The 18,868-nt window shown below is 73.7% G+C and carries 15 protein-coding genes; 11 read left to right on the top strand and 4 right to left on the bottom strand.

The genetic code is table 11. From position 1 onward, the window contains the following. Positions 1-7 precede the first annotated feature (7 nt). The 3 genes from IEY98_RS29060 (at position 8) to IEY98_RS29070 (ending at position 4,724) form a co-directional block, all read left to right on the top strand. On the top strand, positions 8-2,776 hold the full coding sequence (locus IEY98_RS29060) for a DEAD/DEAH box helicase (protein ID WP_189213867.1): 2,769 nt from the start codon (positions 8-10) through the stop codon (positions 2,774-2,776). A 105-nt stretch (positions 2,777-2,881) separates the two neighbouring features. Beyond that, complete coding sequence (locus IEY98_RS29065; protein ID WP_189213868.1) at positions 2,882-3,532, top strand: DUF4333 domain-containing protein; 651 nt, start codon at positions 2,882-2,884, stop codon at positions 3,530-3,532. Positions 3,533-3,536: 4 nt separating this feature from the next. Beyond that, positions 3,537-4,724: a GNAT family N-acetyltransferase gene (locus tag IEY98_RS29070; RefSeq protein ID WP_189213869.1), complete on the top strand. Its 1,188-nt coding sequence runs from the start codon at positions 3,537-3,539 to the stop codon at positions 4,722-4,724. Here IEY98_RS29070 and IEY98_RS29075 read toward each other — a convergent pair. Beyond that, positions 4,721-5,647: a 5'-3' exonuclease gene (locus tag IEY98_RS29075; protein WP_229787667.1), complete on the bottom strand. Its 927-nt coding sequence runs from the start codon at positions 5,645-5,647 to the stop codon at positions 4,721-4,723. The genes IEY98_RS29070 and IEY98_RS29075 overlap by 4 nt on opposite strands. 127 nt (positions 5,648-5,774) lie before the next feature. Between IEY98_RS29075 and IEY98_RS29080 the strand changes: the two genes are divergently transcribed. Next, positions 5,775-6,020: an RNA polymerase sigma factor gene (locus IEY98_RS29080; RefSeq protein ID WP_229787669.1), complete on the top strand. Its 246-nt coding sequence runs from the start codon at positions 5,775-5,777 to the stop codon at positions 6,018-6,020. Between the two features lie 202 nt (positions 6,021-6,222). Here the strand turns inward: IEY98_RS29080 and IEY98_RS29085 are convergent, their stop codons facing one another. Beyond that, on the bottom strand, positions 6,223-7,206 hold the full coding sequence (locus tag IEY98_RS29085; protein WP_189213872.1) for a LacI family DNA-binding transcriptional regulator: 984 nt from the start codon (positions 7,204-7,206) through the stop codon (positions 6,223-6,225). A 61-nt stretch (positions 7,207-7,267) separates the two neighbouring features. Here IEY98_RS29085 and malQ point away from each other — a divergent pair, with 61 nt between their 5' ends. Together malQ and IEY98_RS29095 are read left to right on the top strand one after the other, a co-directional pair. Beyond that, positions 7,268-9,154, top strand: a complete 1,887-nt coding sequence (malQ, locus tag IEY98_RS29090) for a 4-alpha-glucanotransferase (RefSeq protein WP_229787712.1) — start codon at positions 7,268-7,270, stop codon at positions 9,152-9,154. Between the two features lie 129 nt (positions 9,155-9,283). After that, entirely contained in the window at positions 9,284-12,178 is a 2,895-nt protein-coding gene (locus tag IEY98_RS29095) for a glycoside hydrolase family 9 protein (RefSeq protein ID WP_189213874.1), read from the top strand. A 58-nt stretch (positions 12,179-12,236) separates the two neighbouring features. On the opposite strand, the gene IEY98_RS29100 is transcribed toward IEY98_RS29095, so the two are convergent. After that, complete coding sequence (locus IEY98_RS29100; protein WP_229787671.1) at positions 12,237-13,790, bottom strand: adenylate/guanylate cyclase domain-containing protein; 1,554 nt, start codon at positions 13,788-13,790, stop codon at positions 12,237-12,239. A gap of 123 nt (positions 13,791-13,913) precedes the next feature. Between IEY98_RS29100 and IEY98_RS29105 the strand changes: the two genes are divergently transcribed. Genes IEY98_RS29105 through IEY98_RS29125 form a run of 5 tightly spaced genes read left to right on the top strand, consistent with a single transcriptional unit; the run spans position 13,914 to position 18,057 of the window. Further along, the gene (locus IEY98_RS29105) at positions 13,914-14,834 is read left to right on the top strand and encodes a ParB/RepB/Spo0J family partition protein (RefSeq protein ID WP_229787673.1); all 921 of its coding nucleotides are present in this window, start codon (positions 13,914-13,916) and stop codon (positions 14,832-14,834) included. 11 nt (positions 14,835-14,845) lie between these two features. After that, on the top strand, positions 14,846-15,469 hold the full coding sequence (locus tag IEY98_RS29110; RefSeq protein ID WP_189213876.1) for an isochorismatase family protein: 624 nt from the start codon (positions 14,846-14,848) through the stop codon (positions 15,467-15,469). After that, positions 15,466-17,334, top strand: a complete 1,869-nt coding sequence (locus IEY98_RS29115; protein ID WP_229787675.1) for an anthranilate synthase family protein — start codon at positions 15,466-15,468, stop codon at positions 17,332-17,334. Before IEY98_RS29110 ends, IEY98_RS29115 begins: the two co-directional genes overlap by 4 nt. A gap of 15 nt (positions 17,335-17,349) precedes the next feature. After that, positions 17,350-17,562, top strand: a complete 213-nt coding sequence (locus IEY98_RS29120; RefSeq protein WP_189213877.1) for a hypothetical protein — start codon at positions 17,350-17,352, stop codon at positions 17,560-17,562. A gap of 9 nt (positions 17,563-17,571) precedes the next feature. Beyond that, positions 17,572-18,057, top strand: a complete 486-nt coding sequence (locus IEY98_RS29125; protein ID WP_189213878.1) for a DnaJ family domain-containing protein — start codon at positions 17,572-17,574, stop codon at positions 18,055-18,057. Between the two features lie 145 nt (positions 18,058-18,202). Here the strand turns inward: IEY98_RS29125 and IEY98_RS29130 are convergent, their stop codons facing one another. Continuing rightward, positions 18,203-18,790: a helix-turn-helix domain-containing protein gene (locus IEY98_RS29130; RefSeq protein ID WP_189213879.1), complete on the bottom strand. Its 588-nt coding sequence runs from the start codon at positions 18,788-18,790 to the stop codon at positions 18,203-18,205. Positions 18,791-18,868: the final 78 nt, after the last annotated feature.

The raw sequence follows: 18,868 nt of genomic DNA on the forward strand, positions 1-18,868 counted from the left end.
TGGTGGTGTGTCCGCTGGTGCAACCCCCTCTCCGGCCGAGGCGTACGCCGCATCCCGGCGTCGTGCCCGCCACCCCAAGCTCACCGACTTCACCGGTGAGCTGTCGTTCGAGCTCGATCCGTTCCAGCACGACGCCTGCGCCGCCCTGGAGGACGGCCACGGCGTGCTGGTGTGCGCGCCGACGGGCGCGGGCAAGACCGTGGTGGGCGAGTTCGCGGTGCACCTGGCGCTCACCGAGGGCCGCAAGTGCTTCTACACGACGCCGATCAAGGCCCTGTCGAACCAGAAGTTCGCCGACCTGACCGCCCGCTACGGTGCGAAGTCGGTCGGGCTGCTGACGGGCGACACCGCCATCAACGGCAGCGCGCCCATCGTGGTCATGACGACCGAGGTGCTGCGCAACATGCTCTACGCCGAGTCCTCGGCGCTGCACGGCCTCGGTTATGTGGTCATGGACGAGGTGCACTACCTCGCCGACCGCTTCCGCGGCGCGGTGTGGGAGGAGGTGATCCTGCACCTGCCGGAGTGGGTCACCCTGGTCAGCCTGTCGGCGACGGTCAGCAACGCCGAGGAGTTCGGCGAGTGGCTGGTCGAGGTGCGCGGCGACACGACGGTGGTCGTCGACGAGCACCGCCCGGTCCCGCTGTGGCAGCACATGCTGGTGGGCAACCGGATGCTGGACCTGTTCGCGGGCGGCGAGCCGGGGACCGACGCGCGGATCAACCCGCAGCTGCTGCGCCGGGTCGAGGACGTCGGCCGGATGCACGCGCCGTGGCGGTCCCCGCGCCAGCGCGGCGGCAGGCCGGAGCGCGCGCCGCGGTCGCGGTTCCGTCCGCCGTCGCGGATCGACGTGATCGGTCGGCTGGACGCCGAAGGGCTGCTCCCGGCGATCGTGTTCGTGTTCAGCCGGGCGGGCTGCGAGGCGGCCGTGACCCAGTGCGTGCGGTCCGGGCTGCGGCTCAACACCGAGGACGAGGTGGCCGAGGTCCGCAGGATCGTGGAGCGGCGCACCAAGGACCTGCCCGACGCCGACCTGACCGTGCTGGGCTTCTGGGAGTGGCGGGAGGCGCTGGAGCGCGGGTTCGCCGGGCACCACGCCGGGCTGCTGCCCGCGTTCAAGGAGACCGTCGAGGAACTGTTCGTGCGCGGGCTGGTCAAGGCCGTGTTCGCCACGGAGACGCTGGCGCTGGGCATCAACATGCCCGCGCGCACGGTCGTGCTGGAGCGGCTGGTCAAGTACAACGGCGAGGCGCACGTCGACCTGACGCCGGGCGAGTACACGCAGCTCACCGGGCGCGCCGGGCGGCGGGGCATCGACGTGGAGGGCCACGCCGTCGTGCTGTGGCAGCCCGGCGTCGACCCCAAGGCCGTCGGCGGGCTCGCCTCGACCAGGACCTACCCGCTGCGCTCGTCGTTCCGGCCCGGCTACAACATGGCGATAAACCTCGTCGACCGGCTCGGCGTGCGGGAGGCGCGGGAGATCCTCGAGCAGTCCTTCGCCCAGTTCCAGGCCGACCGCTCGGTGGTCGGGCTGGCCCGGCGGGTGGAGCGCAACAAGGAGGCGCTGGAGGGCTACGCCGAGTCGATGACCTGCCACCTCGGCGACTTCGCCGAGTACGCCGAGCTGCGGCGGCGCATCTCCGAGCGGGAGAAGCAGCTGGCCAGGCAGAACACGGCGGCGCGGCGGGCGGAGACGGCGCGCTCGCTCGAGGCGCTGCGCAAGGGCGACGTGATCGCCGTCCCGGCGGGCAGGCGCTCGGGCCTGGCCATCGTGATCGACCCGGGCGTCGAGCCGATGGGGGAGCCGCGGCCGCTGGTGGTGACCGAGGACCGGTGGGCCGGACGGCTGTCGGTGGCGGACTTCCCCGCGCCGGTCGAGCCGCTGGGCCGGGTCCGGCTGCCGAAGCAGGTCGACATCCGCTCGCCCAAGTCGCGGCGGGACCTGGCCTCGTCGCTGCGGGCCACCGGGATCGAGGCGCCCGGGCGCGGCAAGCGGCGGACCGGGGCCGACGAGGACAGCGAGCTGCTGGCGCTGCGGCGGGCGCTGCGCGCGCACCCCTGCCACGGGTGCCCGGACCGGGAGGCGCACGCCCGCTGGGGCGAGCGCTATCACCGGTTGCGTGCCGAGACCGACCAGGTGGCGCGCAAGGTCGCGGCGACCACGCACTCGCTGGCCCGGCAGTTCGACCGGATCCGGGCGCTGCTTGCCCAGCGCGGCTACCTGGCCGCGGACGACGAGCGGCCCGGCGAGCAGGTGGTGACCGAGCACGGCAAGCGGCTGTCCCGGCTCTACAGCGAGTCCGACCTGCTGGCCGCGGAGTGCCTGCGGCACGGGGTGTGGGACGGGCTGGACGCCGCCGAGCTGGCCGCGGTCGTCTCGGCGCTGGTGTTCGAGGCGCGCCGCGACGGGCCGATGGAGGCCAGGGTCCCCGGCGGGGCGGTGACCGACGCGCTCACCGCGACGGCGCGGCTGTGGGCCGAGCTGGAGTCCGACGAGCGGCACCACCGGCTGGACCGCACCCGCGAGCCGGACGCCGGTTTCGCCTGGACGGTGTACCGGTGGGTGCGCGGGGAGTCGCTGGAGAAGGTGATCACCGCGGCCGAGTCGGCTGGCCAGGAGCTCTCCGCGGGCGACTTCGTGCGCTGGTGCCGTCAGGTGATCGATCTGCTCGACCAGATCCGGGACGTGATGGGGGAGAAGGCCCCGGTGGGGGCGGCCGCGGCCGCCGCGGTGAAGGCGATCCGGCGCGGGGTGGTGGCGTTGGCCTCGGCGTAGCGGGTCGCCGCACACGCGGGCGGGTCGCTGTGGTTTGATCGCGCGAGGTGGTGTCTGGGCGTCGGAGTCCGGGCGGTGGCGCGCGAGACCAGGCGGAGGCGAACGATGAGCAGCCCTTACGGGCCGTCCGGTGGACAGGACCCGCAGCAGCCGTGGGGCCAGCAGCCCTATGGCGGCGGCCAGGTGCCCGGCCCGCCCTCGGGCGGGTTCCCGGCGCAGGGCTACCCCCAGCAGGGGTACCCGCAGCAGGGCCAGCCCCAGTACGGGTACGGCCAGCAGCAGCCCCAGCCCACGCAGCAGTACCCGGGCGGCGGCTACCAGCCGTACGGGGACCAGCACCAGCAGCCGTACGGCGAGCAGCAGCAGCAGTACCCGGGCTACGGCCAGCAGCAGCAGTACCCCGGTCAGCAGCCGAAGAAGAAGTCCAACGGACTGATCTGGGGCATCGTCGCCGTCGTGGTGCTCGCGGTCGGCGCGGTGGTGGTGCTCGGCTTCGTGACCCCGGGCTGGTTCAACAAGCGCGTGTTCGACAACACCGCCGTGCAGGACGGTGTGAAGACGGTGCTGGTCAACGACTACGGCGCCGACGACGGCAAGATCGAGTCGGTCTCCTGCCCCGAGGGCGAGCCGGTGACGAAGGACCACCGCTTCACCTGCACCGTCAAGTACGACGGGCAGGAGTTCCAGGTGGACATCACCGTCCGCGACGAGTCCAACGGCCAGTACGAGGTCGCCAACCCCAACCTGCCGGACTGATCCTTTGCCCGACGTTCGACCGCTCGCCGCCGACGAGGTCCGCGCGGCGCACACGCTGTTCCGCGCCGCGCTGCACCGGGGGCCGATGTCGGCCGACCAGTGGGCGTTCAGCGGCCGCTCCTTCGAGCCCGGCCGCACGCTCGGCGCCTTCGTCGACGGCCGAATGGTCGGCACGGCGCTGGCCTGGTCGTCCGATCTCGTCGTCCCCGGCGGCGCGACGCTGCCGATGGCCGCGGTGACGCGCGTCGGCGTGCGCACGGACTTCCGGCGGCGCGGCGTGCTGCGGGCGCTGATGCGCGAGCAGGTGGACGACGTGGCCGAGCGCGGCGAGGTGTTCGCGGGTCTGCACGCGACAGAGCCGGTCATCTACGGGCGCTTCGGATACGGCGTGGGCACGCGCGCGTTGCGCGTCGCCGCCCGGGGCGCGCGGCTGCTGCCCTCGGTGCCGACCGGCGGCGCGGTGCGCGTCGTCGACCCGGGTTTCCCCGGCCTGCCGGGGATCTACGACCGGGCCAGGCGGTCCCGCGTGGGATCGATCGCCCGCCCGCCGGAGTGGTGGGTGAACTACGAGCGGGCGTGGGGCGTCAACGAGAACCTGGTCGTCGCCGTGCACAGCGGTGACGACGGCGACGACGGGTTCGTGGCGTGGCGGCCGTCGGAGACTGCCGACCCCACCGACACGACCACGCTCGCGGTGGAGGACTTCGTCGCGGCGACGCCCGCGGTGGCCTACGCGCTGTGGGAGTTCCTGCTGGGCATCGATCTCGTCAGCTGCGTGCGCGCGTTCATGCGCCCGCTGGACGAGTCGCTGACGGTCGCGGTGCCGGACCCGCGCACGGTGTCCATCGAGGACGTGGTGGACGACCTCTGGCTGCGCCTGGTCGACGTCCCCGCCGCGCTCGGCGCGCGGGTCTACGGCGACGCCGACCCGGTGGTGGTCGAGGTGGCCGACCCGTTCCGCCCCGGCAACGACGGCTGCTACCGGATCACCCCGGACAAGGCCGAGCGCTGCGACGACGCGCCAGCCGTGTCCGTTGGGGTCGAGGTGCTGGCGATGCTCTACTTCGGCGCGTGGTCGTGGTCGTCGCTGGCCGAGGCGGGCCGGGTGACGGTCGACGACCCGGCCGCGCTCGCGCACCTCGACCGGCTCTTCGCGCTGGAGCGGCCCGCCTTCTGCGGGACGTACTTCTAGGGCGCGGTCAGCGCGTCGATCAGGCGGTCGACGGAGCTGCCGAGGTCCCAGCGCTCCTGGAGCGCGCGCATCCGGTCGACGTCGACCTCGCCGGGCAGCGCGTCCGGGCAGCTCGCGGTGATCAGGGCGTCCTCGTTGACCTTGACGACCAGCGGCGCCTTCGCCAGGTAGTCCGCGTCGTGCTCGAACGCCTGCCGCACACGCAGAGGCACGTCCGACGAGCCCGCGGCGGCGGCGTCGACCAAAGCCTGCAGCGAGCCGAACCTGGTGATCAGCCGGGCGGCGGTCTTCTCGCCGATGCCGGTGATGCCGGGCAGGCCGTCGGACGGGTCGCCGCGCAGCACGGCCATGTCGGCGTAGGCGGAGCCGACCGGCGGCAGGCCGTACTTCTCGGCCAGCTCGACCGGGCCGATCACGGTCTTCTTGCGCCAGCCCGCACCCACGTACACCACGCGGACGGTCGTGGGCTCGTCGCGCACGCACTGGAACAGGTCGCGGTCGCCGGTGATGATCTCCACCGGGTCGGCCTTCTCCCGGGCGGCCAGCGTGCCGATCACGTCGTCGGCCTCGTGGCCTGCGGACTCGGCCATGCAGATCCCGGCGGCGTCGAGCAGGTCGACGATGATCGGGACCTGCGGGGTGAGCGTGTCGGGCACCTCCTCGACGTTGTTGGCCGGGTCGGCCACCCGCTGCGCCTTGTAGCTCGGGATCGCCGCGACCCGGAACGCCGGGCGCCAGTCGGCGTCCATGCACGCCACCAGCCGCGAGGGCGACCGCTCGGTGATGATCTGCGCGACCATCCCCGCGAACCCGCGCACGGCGTTGACCGGCACCCCGTCGGGTGAGGTCATCGACTCCGGGACGGCGTAGAACGACCGGAAGTACAGGCTCGCCGAGTCCAACAGCACCAGGGGTCCGCTCACGCCGCGAACCCTGCCACACCGGGCCGACAAGGTCCACGTGAGCGAGCACCTGGGTGCGAAGAGAGCAAGGTGGGAAGTTTCGCCGAATTCCCCCGTCATGGGGATGCCCCGGCCCCGTCTCCCGATCATGCGGAAGCCCCGACTGTCCTCGAGCAGGCGCCCCGCGATCCCCGGTCCACGCCCGACCTCCGAGGTGCGGACCGCCATCGCCGCGCTGCCCCCGGTGCAGCGCGAGGTGCTGCGCCTGCGATTGCTCGAGGGCCTTTCCGCCGACGAGGTGGCCGAACGCCTGTCGATGACCCCGGCGGCGGTCCGCCTGGTCCAGCACCGCGCGTTGACCGCGCTGCGCGCGTACCTGGCTTCCCGGAACTGAACGGCCCCGCGTCCCGGGCCGGATCGTCCACATCGGAGCGCTGGCGGGTGGCGGCGGCGGAGTGCGCGGGAGCCCCTGGCGCGTTCCACCGGATTGTGCGGCGGGCGGGCCCGCGGCTCGGCGTACCGCGGGCCCGGCTGCGCGTGGAACCGGTTCCGGAACCGGTTCCGGGACTGATTGAACCGAACCGTCGCCGGTCGCGTCAAGGCGCGGATTCGCGGACGACCAGGGTCGTCGGCACCACGACCGGTCCCTCGGGCGGCGGCTCGCCGTCCAGGAGGCCCAGCAGGAGGCGGGCCGCGGCCTCGCCCATCTCCCTCGACGGCTGGCGGATCGTGGTCAGCGCGGGCACGGTGTGGCAGGCGAGGTCGTCGAAGCCGACCACCGCCACGTCCGTCGGCACCTTCAGCTCGGCCGCGCGCAGGGCGTCGAGCGCGCCGATGGCCATGTGGTCGTTCTGGGCGAAGACGCCGTCGAAGCCGACGCCCTCGGCCAGCAGGCCCTCGATGGCGGCCCGGCCGCTCTCGCGGGTGAAATCGCCCTCGACGACCAGGGCGGCGGGCAGGCCGCGGGCGGACAGCGTCTCGGTGAAGCCCTCGGTGCGGGCGTGGGTGCAGCCGAACTCGGCCGGGCCGGTGATCAGCGCCAGCCGCTCGCGGCCCAGCGCCAGCAGATGGCGGGCGGCGTCGGCCGCGCCGTCGCGGTTGGTGGTGGCCACGGACGGGAAGCCCGGGTTGTCGCCGCGGTCGTCGATCATGACCACCGGCAGGCCGGACTCGTGCAGGCCCGTCAGGTAGCCCAGGGTGCCGGGCGGGGCGATGAGCAGCAGCCCGTCGAACGCCTTGGCGCTGACGTGGCGGGCGAACTGGGCCAGCGACTCCTCGCCCCGGTTCATCGTGTTGAGCAGCAGCCCGTAGCCGCGGGCCTCCAGGACGTCGGCGACGCCCTGCAGCACCTCGCCCATCCACGGCCACGTCAGGCTGGGCACGAACATGCCGACGGTCTGCGTGCGCCCCCGGGCGAGCCCGACCGCGCGGGCGCTGGGGGTGTAGCCGGTGGCGGCGATCACCTCGCGCACCCGGACTGCGGTGGCGGCGTCGACGTCGTCCTTGTTGTTGAGCACGCGGGAGACCGTCGTCTTGCTGACCCGCGCGCGGCGGGCGATCTCGGCGATGGTGACGCGCACCGGCGCCTCCTTGTGTTCCGCGGGTGCGGGTGGCCCGCCGTGCCCCTACCGTGACACCGTGATCACCGAAGACCTGGCCACCCTGGCGTCAGCCTACGGCGTCTCCACCGGCTACGAGGACGGCGCGGGGGACTGGCACGACGTCGACGCCGAGGTCGTCGTCGCCGTCCTGGCCCAGCTGGGCGTCCCGGCGGGCAGCCCGGACGAGATCAGCGCCAGCATCGCCGCCGCGCCTGCCGACCCGACGCCGACCGTGGTGACCCAGGGCGACGCCGTCCACCTCGGACAGGGCGAACTCCTGCTGGAGGACGGCGGGACGCTCCCGGTCGACGGCGTGCTCCCGGCCGACGCGCCGCTCGGCTGGCACCGGCTGCGCCGCGGCGACACGGTGACGCCGCTGGCGGTCACCCCCGCGCGGCTGACCCCCGTCCCGCGCGCCTGGGGGTGGATGGTGCAGCTGTACGCGCTGCACTCCGAGCGCTCCTGGGGCATCGGCGACTACGCCGACCTGCGGACCTTCGCCGCGGGCACGGCCGCGCAGGGCGCGGGCGCGCTGCTGGTCAGCCCGGTCGGCGCGATCACCCCGACCGAGCCGGTGGAGCGCTCGCCGTACTCGCCGTCGAGCAGGCGGTTCCACAACCCGCTGCTGCTGTCGGTCACCGAGACCGAGGCGTTCCGCGCCGCCGACCCGGACACCCGCGCCGCCGTGCTCGCGCTGCGGCCGGACGAGCCCGACGATCTGATCGACTACCAAGCCGTGTGGCGCGCGAAGTCCGCGGCGCTGGCCCTGCTCGCGCCGCGCGAGGTGCCCGAGCCCGACGCCGCGCTCGGCGAGTTCGCCACCTTCTGCGCCCTGGCCGAGCGGCACGGCGGCGACTGGCGCACCTGGCCGCACGGCCTGCGCAGGCCCGACTCGCCCGAGGTCGCCGCCGCCCGCCGGGAACTCGCCGAGCGGGTCGCCTTCCACGTGTGGGTGCAGCGCGAGTGCGCCGCCCAGCTGGCCTCCGCGCACGCCGCCGCGCACCGGATGGCCGTCGGCATCCTGCACGACCTGCCGGTGGGCGTGGACCCCGGCGGGGCGGACGCGTGGGCGCTGCAGGACGTGCTGGCCGCGGACGTCACCGTCGGCGCGCCGCCGGACGCGTTCAGCCCCAAGGGCCAGGACTGGGCGCTGCCGCCGCTGCGCCCCGACCGCCTCGCCGCCGAGGGCTACCTGCCGTTCCGCGACATGATCCGCGCGGTGCTCGCCCACGGCGACGGCATCCGCGTCGACCATGTGGCCGGGCTCTGGCGGCTGTGGTGGATCCCGCCGGGGCAGTCGCCGGACCGCGGCACCTACGTGCGCTACGACGGACGCGCCATGCTGGGCGTGCTCGCGCTGGAGGCGCACCGGGCGGGCGCGGTCGTCGTCGGCGAGGACCTGGGCACCGTGCCCGACGAGGTCTCCGCCGAACTGCGCGAGCGCGGCGCGCTGGGGTGCGCGGTGGCCTGGTTCGAGCGCGACGACGACGGCAAGCCGCTGCCGCCGGAGCGCTGGCCCGCCCGCGCCGTGGCCACACTGTCCACTCACGACCTGCCGACCGCCGCGGGGTTCCTCTCCGGCGAGCACGTCCGCGTCCGCGCCGACCTCGGCCTGCTCGACGACCCCGACGCCGAGGCGAGGCGCGCGCGGCAGGAGCGCGACGACCTGCTCGACCTGCTCGCCGCCGAGGGCCTGACGGACGACGACCGCGTCCTCGCGCTGCACGAACTGCTCGCGCGCACCCCGTGCGACCTGGTGCTCGCCGCGCCGACCGACGTCATCGGCGACACCCGCCAGCCCAACCTGCCGGGCACCGTCGACGAGTACCCCAACTGGCGAATCCGGCTCCGCCCGGACGTCCACGAGCTGCTGGCCGACGCGCGGATGCAGCGCATCGCGGCGCTGCTGGGCGACGCCGCTCGGTAACGCCCTCTATACATCCGCGTGTCAGTGCGCCTATGCTCTCGAAACTGAGAGCGCTCCCAACGCCATGTCCCACGCCGTCGGAGTGGACGGCACGGCACGTCGATGTGCCGTTAGGCAAGGAGTTTGTCGATGGTTTCGAGCCAGAGGCGCAGACTGGCGCGGATCGGGGTGGCCGCGACGGCGACCCTGGTCGCGGGCACGGTCGTGACCGCGCTGCCCGCCTTCGCCGACCCGCCGTACGAGCGGATCGTGGGCGGTGAGTTCACCGGGAGCACGCCGGACCCGTTCTGGAACGGCACCGGCACCACGGGCCGCGTCGTCGACGGCGAGTTCTGCACCGAGGTCCCCGGCGGCACCGTGAACCCGTGGGACGCCCTCGTCGGGCAGAACGGCGTGCCGTTCGAGGCGGGCCAGTCCTACACCCTGACCTTCGACGCGCACGCCACCCGGCCGCAGCCGGTCGGCGCGGGCGCAGGCGAGGGCGTCGCGCCCTACCGGGAGATCGCGCGGCAGACCTTCGCGGTCACCAGCGTGAAGCAGACCTTCTCCTTCACCTTCACGTCCACACTGGACTTCCCGGAGGCAGGCAGCGGCCAGGTGACCTTCCACCTGGGCGGGCAGGCCGAGCCCAACACCTTCTGCCTGGACAACGTCTCGCTCATCGGCGGCGTCGTCCCGCCGGGCGGGACGCCGGAGGAGGCGCCGCCGATCAAGGTCAACCAGGTGGCCTACGTGCCGAGCGCGGCCAAGCGGGCCAGCGTGACCTCGGACTCGACGACCCCGCTGGCGTGGACCCTGCGCAACGCCGCCGGTCAGCCGGTGGCGACCGGGCAGACCACCCCGCGCGGAAACGACCCGCTCGCGGGCGAGTCGGTGCACGTCATCGACTTCTCCGACTTCGAGACCCCCGGCGCCGGCTACACGATCGCCGTGGGCGACGACGTGAGCAAGCCGTTCGACATCGGCGTGGAGGAGATCCAGTCCCTGCGCGAGGCGTCGCTGGCGTACTTCTACCACAACCGCAGCGGCATCGAGATCGAGGCGCAGTACGTCGGCGCGGAGCACGCCCGGCCCGCTGGCCACATCGGCGTCGCCCCCAACCAGGGCGACACCTCCGTGCCGTGCCGCCCGAACACCGGCTGCTCCTACAGCCTCGACGTCAGCGGCGGCTGGTACGACGCGGGCGACCACGGCAAGTACGTGGTCAACGGCGGCATCTCGGCGTGGCAGCTGCTCGACCTGTACGAGCGGACCGCGGCCTTCGGCGACCTCGACGCCTACGCCGACGGCAGCCTGGCCATCCCCGAGCAGGGCAACGGCGTGTCCGACCTGCTCGACGAGGCGCGCTGGGAGGTCGAGTTCCTGCTGAGCATGCAGGCCCCGGCGGGCAGCGTGAACGCGGGCTGGGTGCACCACAAGATGCACGACGACGCCTGGACCGGGCTGCCGATGATGCCGCACCTCGACCCGCGCGCCCGCTACCTCGCGCCGGTCTCCACGGCGGCGACGCTCAACATGGCCGCGGTGGCCGCGCAGGCCGCGCGCGTCTGGGCCGACATCGACCCCGAGTTCGCCGCCCGCGCCCTGAGCGCGGCGCGCACCGCGTACTCGACGGCGAAGAACAACCCGGTCAAGATCGCCGACCCGAACGACGGCACCGGCGGCGGCTCGTACAGCGACGGCACCGTGACCGACGAGTTCTACTGGGCCGCCGCGGAGCTGTACGCCACGACCGGCGAGGCCGGGTACCGCTCGGACGTCATGGCCTCGCCGCACTACAAGGGCGCGGGCATCACCACCCGCGGGTTCGACTGGGGCTCCACCGCGGCCTTGGGCGACATCACCCTGACCGTGGTGGACAACGGGCTGCCCGCCGCGGACCTGGCCGCGATCGAGGGCGTCATCACCGACACCGCCGACGCGCACCTGGCCCAGATGGCCACGATGGGCTACCCCGCGCCGTACCGCGAGGGCAACGGCGAGTACGTGTGGGGCTCCAACGGCCTGATCGCCAACAACGGCGTGGTCATCGCCCTGGCCCACGACCTCACCGGCGACGACCGCTACCGCGACGGCGTGTACGAGACGCTGGGCTACCTGCTGGGCCGCAACCCGGTGGACTACTCCTACGTGACCGGCTACGGCGAGCGTCCCGTCCGGAACGTGCACCACCGGCACTGGGCCAACCAGCTCGACCCGAGCACGCCGATCGCCCCGCCGGGCGCGCTGTCCGGCGGTCCGAACAGCGGCCTGCAGGACCCGATCGCGGCCCGGCTGCTGCCCGGCTGCGCCCCGCAGAAGTGCTTCGTCGACCACATCGAGGCGTACTCGCTCAACGAGGTCACGGTCAACTGGAACTCGGCGTTCGCCTGGCTGGCGGGCTGGACGGCGGAGAAGGCCGTCGTCGACCCGCCCGCCGAGGACACCCCGCCGACCGCGCCGGGCACGCCGGTCGCCTCCGCGGTGACCAGCACCGGCCTAACCCTGACCTGGCCAGCGTCGACCGACGACAAGGGCGTGGCGGGCTATGAGGTCCTGCGCGTGCAGGGCGACGCGATCGCGGTCGTGGCCACGGTGAGCGGCACGACGGCGCAGCTGTCGGGCCTGACCCCGAACACCGAGTACACCTACGCGGTGCGGGCCAAGGACACCGCAGGCCAGTCCTCGCCCCTGTCGCCCCGGGTGACGGTGCGGACCGCGCCGGTCTCGACGGCAGGCTGCAAGGTCGTGTACTCGGCGCACACGTGGAACAACGGGTTCACCGCGTCGGTGACGATCACGAACACCGGCTCGTCGGCGTGGACGGACTGGTCGCTCGGCTTCGCCTTCCCCGGCGACCAGCGGGTGACCCAGGGCTGGTCGGCGACCTGGTCGCAGTCCGGCAAGAACGTCACCGCGAAGAACATGCCGTGGAACGGCGCGCTGGCCAAGGGCCAGTCGGTGAGCATCGGGTTCAACGGCTCGCACTCCGGCGGCAACCCGGCCCCGACCGCGTTCACGGTGAACGGAGCGACCTGCGGATAGGTGTCCCTCCGCACGGAGACGGCCGCCGGTGGCAATCCCACCGGCGGCCGTCGCCGTCTCACCGCAGCGCGTGGACCGTGGTCTCCGCTGTGCGCCCGCGCAGGGTGACCGTCGTGTGGGCGGCCCAGTGCGCCTGCTCGTCCGCGTCCGCGGCCCTGACCGCCTCCGCGGACGCGGCGAGGTTGCCCGGCACGGTCTTCGCCAGCTCCGTCAGCCGCGCCGCCTCGTTCACCGGGTCGCCGATCACGGTGTACTCGAAGCGGTGCGCTGCGCCGATGTTGCCCGCCACGGCCTGGCCCGCCGCGACGCCGATCCCGGCCGGGCACTCGGGCACCTCGGCGGGCAGCCGGGCGGCGATGGCGCGGGCGGCGGCCAGGGCCGAGCCCGCCGCGTCCGGCAATTCGGCCGGGGCGCCGAAGACGGCGAGCGCGGCGTCGCCGATGAACTTGTTCACGAACCCGCCGTGCTTGTCGACCTCGTCGACGATGACCGCGAAGAAGCGGTTGAGCAGCTCGACGACCTCCGTCGGCGGACGGGTCGCGGCCAGCGTCGTGGAGCCGACGATGTCGACGAACACCACCGCGACCGGGCGGACCTCCCCGCCGAGGCGGTCGGCGCCCCCGGCCACCGCGACGTCGGCGACCTCCTGGCCGACGTGCCTGCCGAACAGCTCCCGGATGCGCTCGCGCTCCCGCAGCCCGGCCACCATCCGGTTGAACCCGGCCTGCAGCATCCCCAGCTCGGTCCCGTCGTAGACGGGCACCTCGGCGGCAAGGTCGCCGCGCTGCACGCGGTCCATCCCCACGCGCACGGACTGGATCGGGGCGACGGTGTTGCGCGCGCTGAACACCATCACCACGAGCCCGATCACCAACGCGATCGTGCCCAGCACGATGACGGTCACCGCCAGCTGCGTGGTCGAGTAGTCGCGCACGAGCGCGAAGATCGCCACGACGACCACGCCCGCCACCGGCACGCCCGCGCCCAGCGCCCAGAACAGCAGCGTGCGCACCAGCACCCCGGCGCCCGCCACCCGGGCGGGCGCGCTGCCCGACAGCGCGCGCGCCGACACCGGGCGCAGGGCGAACTCGCTGAGCAGGTAGGCGTTGGCGCAGACCACGATCCCGGCGAAGCTCACGGTGAAGCCGACGGTGGGCACCTGCGCGGGCTGCAGCGCCCAGAACAGCCCGGTGAACACCACCGTGGCCAGCCCCCACAGGAACACCTGCATCACCGTCAGGTTCAGCGGCACCCGCAGCGCGGACCGGCGGGCCTCCTCGTCGTTGGCCGGGTCGTCGTCCTCGGCGCCGTCGAGGGCCCAGCGCAGGTCCCGCAGGGCCCAGCGGGTGCCCCAGACACCGCCGACGATGAGCGCCCCCACGACGTAGACCGGCACCGCGATCGCCATGACCACGGCCGTGCGGTCCTCCAGCCCCGGACCGGGGATGACCACGGTGGACAGCACCGCGACCACGACCGCGCCGATCAGGTTCGCCACCACGAGGGTCACGGTGAGCAGCAGCTGCACCCGCGTGCGCAGCGCCACGCGGTCCTCGCCCGCGGGGCCGAGCAGGCGGGAGCCGAACGGGCGCCGGGCCGGGTCTACGCTCACCGGCGTCAATTTACTGGGCAGTAGGAAATGGTGCGCGAGTGGGCGCGTGATCGATTCATCCGACACTCGTGATCTCTGGGGTCGTTCGACGGCAGACGAAATTCCTACCATGGACCGCGTCCGGTGTTCGAGAACTGGCGGGGGGTGGCGGTGCTCGACTTCGCGGCCGGTCACACGCGGGAGGACGGCGACACGTGCGGCGGCGGGGTCGTCCGGCTGCCGATAGCCGAACTGCTGACCATGCGGTCGCCGCGCTCGGCTGGCGAGGACCCCGAGCACGTGCGGCGGCTGGCCGACAGCCTGGCCGAACTGCCGCCGATCGTGGTGCACCGCGACACGCTGCGGGTCGTGGACGGCCGCCACCGGCTGCGCGCGGCCATCCTGCGCGGCCAGGACGACATCGCCGCCCGCCTCTTCGACGGCGACGAGATCGAGGCGTTCCTGTTCTCCGTGCGGGCCAACACCACGCACGGGCTCCCCCTGTCCACAGCGGACCGCAAGACGGCGGCGGCGCGGATCGTCACCGCCCGTCCGCAGTGGTCGGACCGGCTGGTCGCCTCGGTGGTCGGGCTCGCGCCCGCCACCGTCGCCGAGGTGCGCAGACGCCAGTCCGGGCCGCAGCCGGTGGCCCGCATCGGGCGCGACGGGCGCATCCGGCCGGTGGACGCCGCGGCGCGCCGCCGGGCCGCCCGCGAGCTCATGGTGGCCCAGCCGCAGCTGTCCCTGCGCCAGGTCGCCCACCGGGCGGGCATCTCCCCGGAGACCGCCCGCGCCGTGCGGGCGAGCCTGGCCACCCCGGAACCGCGGCCCGACTCGGACACGGCGGCGCTGATGCGCGCGCTGCGGTCGGATCCGAGCCTGCGGTTCTCCGAGAGCGGGCGCATGCTGCTGCGCCTGCTCGACGCGGGCGCGATGAGCCACGAACGCTGGGCGGCCATCGGGCAGAGCGTCCCCCCGCACTGCCGCGACGCGATCGCGCGCGCGGCCATGGAGGCCAGCAGAGGCTGGCGCCGGTTCGCCGAACGCCTGGCCCAAGAGAGCTGAAGGAGACGGCAATGGTGGGCATCCCCGCCATCGGGTCCTACCCGATGCCCGTGCGGGACGACCTTCCGGACAACATCGCGCCCTGGGTCGTCGACCCGGACCGCGCAGTGCTGCTGATCCACGACATGCAGCGGTTCTTCCTGCGACCCTTCGGCGAGGACGTGCGCGGCACGCTCGTCGCCAACACCGCCGCCGTGCGGGCGCGCTGCCGCGCCGCGGGCGTGCCGATCGCCTACACCGCCCAGCCCGGCGGCATGACCGAGGCCGAACGCGGTCTCCTCAAGGACTTCTGGGGACCGGGCATGCGCGTCGACCCCGCCGACCGCGCGGTGGTGGAGCAGCTGGAGCCCGAGCCGGGCGACTGGCTGTTCACCAAGTGGCGCTACAGCGCCTTCTGCCGATCGGACCTGTTGGAGCGCATGCGCGAGCACGGCCGCGACCAGGTCGTGCTGTGCGGGGTGTACGCGCACATCGGGGTGCTGATGAGCGCGGTGGAGGCGTTCACCAACGACATCGAGGCGTTCATCGTCGCCGACGCCGTGGGCGACTTCTCCGCCGAGCACCACCGGATGGCCGTGGAGTACGCGTCCCGGATCTGCGCGGTGGTCGTCACCGCCGACGAGGTCCTGCCGTGAGCGGGGCGACGGTGCGGGACGACCTGCTGGCGCGCGTGCTCGCGCCCGACCCGCCGCCGTTCGCGCTGCTGCACCGCGGCGGCGACCGGGTCGACGTGCTGGTGGGCGCGGTGTCGGAGGTGGCGAGCCTGCGCGAGGTCGAGCTGGCCGACCACACCGGGCACCAGGTGCTGCTGCTGGTGCCCTACCGCCAGCTCGCCGAACGCGGCTACGCCGTGGTGGACGACGGCGCCCCGCTGCTCGCGCTGCGCGTGGACGAGCAGGACGTGGTGAGCCTGGACGACGTGCTCGCCCGGCTGCCCGCGGAGCCGGTCGCCCTCTCCGGCGGCGAGTTCGAGCCTGACGACGCCACCTACGCCGACACCGTGCGGCGGGTCATCGACGAGGAGATCGGCGCGGGCGTCGGGGCGAACTTCGTCATCCGCCGGACCTACCGCACCCGCATCGCCGACTACCGCACCGCGCACGCGCTGACGTTCTTCCGCAGGCTCTGCGAGCAGGAGTCCGGCGCCTACTGGACGTTCATCGCCCACACCGGGCGGACCGCGTTCGTCGGCGCGACCCCGGAACGGCAGGTGAGCCTGCGCGGCGGGGTCGCGGCGATGAACCCCATCAGCGGCACCTACCGCTACCCGCCGACCGGGCCGACCGTCGCGGGCGCGCTGGAGTTCCTCGGCGACGGCAAGGAAAGCGACGAGCTGTTCATGGTCGTCGACGAGGAGTTGAAGATGATGGCCCGGCTGTGCCCGGACCGGGTGCGCGTGCTGGGCCCGCGGCTCAAGCGGATGGCCCGCCTGGCGCACACCGAGTACCACATCGAGGGCCGCACCGACCGCGACGTGCGCGACGTGCTCGCCGAGACGATGTTCGCCCCCACCGTGACCGGCAGCCCGGTGGAGAGCGCGTGCCGGGTGATCAGCCGCTACGAGTCCACCGGCCGCGGCTACTACAGCGGGGTGGCGGCGTTGATCGGCCGCGACGCCGACGGCCCGACCCTGGACTCGGCCATCCTCATCCGCACCGCCGAGATCGCCGAAGACGGCGCGGTCCGGGTGGGTGTCGGCGCGACCCTGGTCCGCCACTCCGACCCCGCCTCCGAGGCGGCCGAGACGCGGACCAAGGTCGCCGGGCTGCTCGGCGCGCTGGACGGCACCGCGGCCTGGCACGACCACCCCGACGTGACCGCCGCGCTCGTGCGGCGCAACGACGGCCTGGCCCGGTTCTGGCTCACCGGCGACCGCCCTGCCACCCGGTTCGCGGGCCTGCGCGTGCTAGTCATCGACGCCGAGGACACCTTCACCGCGATGATCGCCCACCAGCTGCGCGCGCTCGGGCTCCTGGTCGAGGTGCGCCGCTTCGACGAGGAACACCGCTGGGACGGCCACGACCTCGTCGTGCTGGGCCCCGGGCCGGGCGACCCGACCGACGCGGCCGACCCGAGGATCGCGCACCTGCGCGCGGCGGCGACCGGGCTGCTGGAGGGGCGGCTGCCGTTCCTCGCGGTGTGCCTGAGCCACCAGGTCCTCAGCGGGGTGCTCGGCCTGCGGCTGGCCCGCTGCCCGGTGACCCTGCAGGGGACCCGGCGCGAGATCGACCTGTTCGGCGCGCGGGAGACCGTGGGGTTCTACAACTCCTTCGCCGCGCGCAGCGACGCCGACGAGCTGCGCCATCCCCGGTTCGGTCGGGTGGAGATCAGCCGGGACGCCGACACCGGCGTGGTGCACGCGCTGCGCGGCGGCTGGTTCTCGTCCATGCAGTTCCACGCGGAGTCGGTGCTGACCGAGGACGGGCCGCGCATTCTCGCCGACCGCATCGGGGAAGTGGTGGCGTTTCACCCGACCGTGGAGGACGCCGACGCGGCCTAGACTACGCTGCCGGGCGTGCCCAGCTCAGACCGCCGCGACACGCCCGCCCGCCCGCTGGTCGGATTCGGTCCGATCGACCTGTTCTGCCTCTTCGCGGTCGTGCCGCTGGTGATCGCCGCGGGCATCCTGATCATCGAGGGCGTGCCGTCGATCGGGATCGTGTTCATCGTGCTCGCGGCGCTGGTGCTGGCGTTCGACTCCTGGGTGCACCGGCCCGATCCCCGGTAGCCTGGCGGGGTGACCGAGCGCAAGCCCGCGAACGTCGACTTCGCCGACTGGATCGAGGCGCAGATCCGCGCCGCGCAGGAGCGCGGCGACCTCGACGGCCTGCCCGGGGCGGGCAAGCCGCTGCGCCACCTCGACGACGACCAGTGGTGGCTCAAGGCGTTCCTCAAGCGCGAGGACCTGGACACCGCCCCGCTGCTGCCGGAAGGCCTGCGGCTGCGCAAGGAGATCGAGCTGCTGCCGACCGCGGTGGCCGCGGTGCCCACCGAGGACCGCGTCCGCGCACTCGTCGCCGAGCTGAACGAGCGGATCGACCAGTGCATCCGCACCCACACCGGCCCGACCGTCCTGGTCCGGTTCGTCGACCCCGACGAGATCGTCGCAGGCTGGCGGGTGGACCGGGCCGCGCTGCTGGAACGGCTCGCCGATGCCGAACCGGAGCCTGAGCCGGAGCCCGAACCGCCCGCGAAGCGGCGGTGGTGGCGCCGCAGGCGTTGAACATGCGCCCCGGGCGCCTGGCGAGAGGCCAGAACACGCCCGCCTTCCCGGTTCTCGACGCCCGTGGAGTTCGGCCGGTCCCGTGGGCCGCCCGGTGGTGTGGGATCGCGGCGCTGATGTTGCTGTTGCCGAATCCCCCCGCCGCTCAGGTTGATCCCTTCGGGCGGGTGCGCAGGTGCGCTCGCTCGCCCTGTTTGCCGAACAGGCTCAGGAACTCCACCGGCTCGCCGTCGGCCGGGCCGAACCAGTGGGGGACTCGGGTGTCGAACTCGGCCGCCTCGCCGGGCACGAGCACCACGTCGTGGTGGCCGAGGACGAGGCGCAGGCGGCCGTTGAGGACGTAGATCCACTCGTAGCCCTCGTGGGTCTGCGGGTCCGGCTCGCCGGGGCGGTCGGTGATCACGATCTTGAACGCCTGGATGCCGCCCGCCCTGCGGGTCAGTGGCAGCATCGTCATGCCGTGGTGGGTGACCGGGCGCAGGTGGATGCGCGGGTCGCCGGTGAGGGGGGCGTCGACGAGTTCGTCGAGCGTGACGCCGTGGGCGCGGGCCAGCGGCATCAGCTGCTCCAGGGTCGGCCTGCGCGCGCCGGACTCCAGGCGGGACAGCGTGCTCACCGAGATCCCGGTCGCCGCCGACAGGTCGGCCAGCGTGGTCTCCCGTTGCTTGCGCAGCGCGCGCAGCCGCGGCCCGACGGCCCGGATCGCCTGCTCGTCGTGGTTGGTCTCGTGCATGCCCGCCAGTTTGCCAGATCGGCAACTCGATTTGCGCTCCGGTCGGGTCAGGCCGCATGGTGGTCATGGAGGTGGTCG

It is taken from the genome of Actinokineospora fastidiosa, assembly GCF_014648415.1.
Classification (GTDB): Bacteria; Actinomycetota; Actinomycetes; order Mycobacteriales; family Pseudonocardiaceae; genus Actinokineospora; species Actinokineospora fastidiosa.

Excerpts from the sequence above, each read along its gene's own strand:
- IEY98_RS29130 (WP_189213879.1), bottom strand. The coding sequence starts at position 18,790 with ATGCACGAGACCAACCACGACGAGCAGGCGATCCGGGCCGTCGGGCCG.
- IEY98_RS29095 (WP_189213874.1), top strand. The coding sequence starts at position 9,284 with ATGGTTTCGAGCCAGAGGCGCAGACTGGCGCGGATCGGGGTGGCCGCG.
- IEY98_RS29080 (WP_229787669.1), top strand. The coding sequence starts at position 5,775 with ATGCGGAAGCCCCGACTGTCCTCGAGCAGGCGCCCCGCGATCCCCGGT.
- IEY98_RS29110 (WP_189213876.1), top strand. The coding sequence starts at position 14,846 with ATGGTGGGCATCCCCGCCATCGGGTCCTACCCGATGCCCGTGCGGGAC.
- IEY98_RS29065 (WP_189213868.1), top strand. The coding sequence starts at position 2,882 with ATGAGCAGCCCTTACGGGCCGTCCGGTGGACAGGACCCGCAGCAGCCG.